Raw genomic sequence first — 1196 nt, 5'->3', positions numbered from 1 at the left:
GATCGAACGTCGGGTGGGGCCGCGGCGACGTGAGTCGACCGAGCCGGGCCGGATCCGGCATCGCGCGGACGCGTCCCGGCCGCGGGCGACGGTGATGGCCCTCGGTGAGCCCGCGGAGTACCTTGTGAGCCAGGAGTCCCTCACGCCACCCGGCGACCGGCGCGGCGCGGTCGAGCAGGTCGGGACGGATGCTCCGCAGGCGCATCCGGCGAGTATAGGACCGTGGGCGCGGGGCGGCGCGGAGGAGGAGACCGATATGACGACGACGAGCGAGCCGGATCTCGACGAGGTGATGGCCGAGCTGGCCGCGCTGGAGGACCCCAGGATCCTGGCCGTCAACGAGCGGCACGGCGACGACCACGGGGTCAACCTGACCACGCTGCGCGGGGTGGCCAAGCGGATCAAGAAGAACCAGTCGTTCGCGGAGGAACTGTGGGCCACCGGCGACTCGGCGGCGCGCCTGCTCGCGTTGCTGATCTGCCGCCCCAAGGAGTTCTCCGGCGGTCAGCTGGACGCGATGCTGCGCGAGGCCCGCACCCGCAAGGTGCACGACTGGCTGGTCGGGTACGTGGTGATGAAGGGCCCGCACGCCGAGCAACTCCGCCTGGAGTGGCTGGGTGACCCCGATCCGGTGGTCGCCGCCGCCGGGTGGGCGCTCACCGCCGACAGGGTGGTCAAGAAGCCGGACGGGTTGGACTCGTCCGGGCTGTTGGACGCGATCGAGGCCGAGATGGCCGAGGCGCACGAGCGGCTGCAGTGGGAGATGAACACGTGCCTGGCGCAGATCGGGATCCATCACCCGGACCTGCGGCCGCGCGCACTGGAGATCGGCGAACGACTGGGGGTGCTCCGGGACTACCCGACGCCCGCGGGCTGCACCTCGCCCTACGTTCCAGAGTGGATCGGCGAGATGGTGCGCCGCAACGAGGGCTGAGGCCCGCTCACGCGGCCGCGTCGCACGCCCCGCCCGCTCACGCGGCGAGTGGGCGCAGATGTGCGAATCCGGGATCAGTCTCGTGGGGACACGTGATCGGAACCGACCCCGCGATGAGAACCGACCCCGCGATGGGAGGCGACGGCGGCGCGAGCGGCACGGTAGAGCGCTGCGTGGGCAGCGGCGACCGCGCTGTCCTCGGCATCGGCCATCCGAGCGGGGACCGGTGGGCCGTCCAGCGCGGTCGCCAGTGCCCGGCGTA

Annotated in this window: 1 protein-coding gene and 1 pseudogene; one reads left to right on the top strand and one right to left on the bottom strand. The window is 72.3% G+C overall.

Translation table 11 applies throughout. The features are described 5' to 3' along the window. Positions 1-205, bottom strand: a pseudogene (locus tag G6018_RS17130) (hypothetical protein); the annotation flags it as partial. Positions 206-256: 51 nt separating this feature from the next. Between G6018_RS17130 and G6018_RS09925 the strand changes: the two are divergent. Then, a complete protein-coding gene (locus tag G6018_RS09925) occupies positions 257-934 on the top strand; it encodes a DNA alkylation repair protein (RefSeq protein WP_182617872.1) in 678 nt (225 codons plus the stop codon). Positions 935-1196: the final 262 nt, after the last annotated feature.

Source organism: Dietzia sp. DQ11-44, assembly GCF_014145205.1.
Classification (GTDB): Bacteria; Actinomycetota; Actinomycetes; order Mycobacteriales; family Mycobacteriaceae; genus Dietzia; species Dietzia natronolimnaea.
This window is presented reverse-complemented; position numbering and strand designations above follow the sequence as displayed.

Bases quoted from the DNA above. Each gene is read 5' to 3' on its own strand.
- G6018_RS09925 (WP_182617872.1), top strand. From the start codon at position 257: ATGACGACGACGAGCGAGCCGGATCTCGACGAGGTGATGGCCGAGCTG.